This window comes from Lentilactobacillus sp., assembly GCF_040773105.1.
Taxonomy (GTDB): Bacteria; Bacillota; Bacilli; order Lactobacillales; family Lactobacillaceae; genus Lentilactobacillus; species Lentilactobacillus parabuchneri.
Genome location: NZ_JAXGWW010000255.1, coordinates 1 through 2,924, shown reverse-complemented (window position 1 = coordinate 2,924; position 2,924 = coordinate 1). Strand labels below are relative to the sequence as shown.

General features: G+C 43.8%; 2 protein-coding genes. Both read left to right on the top strand.

The window, feature by feature from the left end; all coding sequences use genetic code 11:
- On the top strand, positions 1 to 770 hold a 770-nt coding region (locus tag AB3112_RS10335; RefSeq protein WP_367334439.1), incomplete at its 5' end, for an NAD(P)-dependent oxidoreductase.
- 743 nt (positions 771 to 1,513) lie between these two features.
- The gene (locus AB3112_RS10330; RefSeq protein WP_057910178.1) at positions 1,514 to 2,698 is read left to right on the top strand and encodes a PucR family transcriptional regulator; all 1,185 of its coding nucleotides are present in this window, start codon (positions 1,514 to 1,516) and stop codon (positions 2,696 to 2,698) included.
- Positions 2,699 to 2,924 lie beyond the last annotated feature (226 nt).

The window sequence follows — 2,924 nt, the reverse complement described above, 5'->3', positions numbered from 1 at the left end:
TGAAGTTGATTGCCAACTACGGTGCAGGATTTAACAATATTGATACCGACTATGCCAAATCAAAGGGCATCCCTGTTACCAACACGCCAAAGGTTTCAACCACGTCAACCGCTGAAGTTACTTGCGCATTGATGATTAGCTTGGCCCACCGAGTTGTTGAAGGTGACCAGTTAATGCGCACCAAAGGCTTCACTGGCTGGGCACCACTGTTCTTCTTAGGCCACGAATTAGCCGGAAAGACTCTTGGAATTATCGGCATGGGCCAAATTGGCCAGGCGGTTGCCAAGAGAATGCATGCATTTGACATGAAGATCCTTTACAACCAGCGTCACCAGTTGGACTCGGCAACGGAAGAAAAGCTGGGGGCAACCTTTGCCAGCGTTGATGACATTGTGAAAAATGCCGATGTCATTACACTACACGCCCCTGCAACTCCTGAGACCCATCATTTACTGGGTGCCGAACAGTTCAAGGAAATGAAAGACAGTGCCATGCTGATCAATGCGGCTCGAGGACCGCTCATCGATGAAGCTGCGTTGCTTGAAGCATTAAAGAACGGCGAAATTGCCGGCGCCGGCTTGGATGTTTATGAAGCTGAGCCAAAGGTCGACGATGGCTTCAAATCATTGAAGAACGTCATCTTGACCCCTCACATTGGTAACGCAACTGTTGAGGCGCGTGATGCAATGGCTGAAATTGTTGCTAAGAACACGGTTGCCATGGATGAGGGCAACCAACCGGATTACATCGTCAATGGGGTTGAACTTTAAAACCGAGAGTGCGGAGCAAACCGTTTAGCTTCGGAGCATTAATATGATATTGGGCTTTGACGCAGGGTTGCGTCGAAACCCAGTATCGGATTAAGCGGACGAAGCTGGTTTGAGGAACACATTTAGCTAGATAATACAAAATCCCCAAAAAAGAAGCTGAGTTAAAAGTTTTCACTTTTAGCTCAGCTTCTTTGTGTTGGATTTAGTCTCATTTGGCGGCTACCGCAACAACGCTTCCCCGTGTTATTGCAGATGTCCAGTCACTCATTAACATCAGGCTGCCAGCCAATCGCAAGTATGAACAGCATGAAGGGGCTTGCACACAAATGGTTAACAGACTACCTAATTAAATACACGTATCAGCCGCCAAACGGGAAATGGACAATTATGATACAGAACAGCTCGAGGATTTCTCACTTTACTGGTGGGCATCTGCAATATTGAGTTACTTGTAGTAGATACATGACTCTCACCTTCTCACAAACATGCAGCGGTCATCGACGACAATCTCTTTGAAGGATGTTACTTTCGATTGTTGCCAAAAGTTTACCATGGAAATTGGGCCAATATTTTGACTAAAATTACAAAAAATACCGGTTTTATTTGTGAGAAAAACAAAATAGTTGGTATAATTCAGCTTTTGATAACAATTTAGGCATTGAAACGCTTCCATTTTGATGCTGAATTTTGTAAAATGGGGTTGATAAAGTTGAGCTACGTTTCCTTTGCTGGAGGTGATACGGATGATTGATCTTGAAGAAATTATTACTAAAGAAAAGAAACGAATCGTTCAAGTCAATAAAGTCCCTTTGAATAATCGCAAAGTGAATGCGATTACGATTATGGACAGTGGAACGGTAGACGGCTGGGCGAAGAACGGGGAAATCGTGATCACCAGTTCGCGGATGATGCCGGAGGACATGGGTGTCGCTAAACAATTGCTTGCCCAGTTGGTCGAAAAAGGGGTTGTTGCACTAATGGTGAAGCCATACTCACCGGATGGAACGGGTGAGTTCCCCCAAGTCTTGATCGACTACGGCAATCAATTGAACTTTCCATTATTTAAAATTGAGCCCAGTGCGACTTACATACAGATTCTCAACGATATCAATGCGCTTTTACTTGAAAATCGCCGAATCAATAAAATGGCTGACCTTGATTTGGATTATCTCTTAAAATCAAATTCAGCATCCGACAAAGATTTCGACTTTGTTTCCGGATTAAAGGATATCAATTTGTATGAGCTTAACGTCAGAGTTACCAAGATCGTCCTTGGCGAAACCCCCAAGCCCGGTGAGCGGTTGTCCATTCAGTTCGACCTGGTTAATCAAATTCAAGCCTTCTTCGATCGGGTCCAGCGTGAAGGAAGAATTAAGACTTACTTCATTCTTGAATCTTCCAACGGGGCCACAGCAATTTCATTTTTTAGCAACGATCAAGTTGAGCTGCCGCCTCATGACCGAACGCCTTACACCCGGCTGATTCATAACGTTCACATCCCCCGCTTCATCATTTATGAGGGCGTGTCCAACGCTTACCCGGCCAAAAAAATTCATCGTTGTTATATCGAAGCCAGCTTCGGCGTTGAGATCGCTCAAACACTGGATTGGTCTGACCGCCCCGTCTTTTATCGGGACGTTGGCCTCTGGAAACTGGTACAAAAGCTTTCACGGGCTCAAGACAGCCGCCTGTATCCAATCGAAATGGATCAAATCCTTGAAGACGACGAAATGTTTGAAACGGTCAAAGAATTCTTCCGTCAAAATGAATCGATCAAGAAAGCCAGTCAGGCAATGTTTACCCATCCAAATACGATTCGGTATCGCCTAACCATGATTTACAAGCAAACCGGCTTGGATTATCGACTGACAAACGACAAATTTTTGATTTACATTGCGTTTATTAAAAAGCTACTGAATAGAAATTAGGCCAACGACCAGAGCAATTGTTTTACTTTTGTTCTGGCCGCTTTCGTATGTTTGGACAAACAATCGCCAATTATTTTGTAGAAACGGCAAACACATTCAGACTCAAATCAGTTATATTCACAGATGAAGGGGTTTAGTTATTTGCTCGAGGGAAATTAATGTATTTCTTTGATTTGTGTTTGAGGGGGGAGTTGTTTTCTATGAATCGAATCAATAAAGTATTACT

What these genes read in the sequence shown, in the direction of transcription:
- AB3112_RS10330 (WP_057910178.1), top strand. Translation starts at nt 1,514, where the DNA reads ATGATTGATCTTGAAGAAATTATTACTAAAGAAAAGAAACGAATCGTT.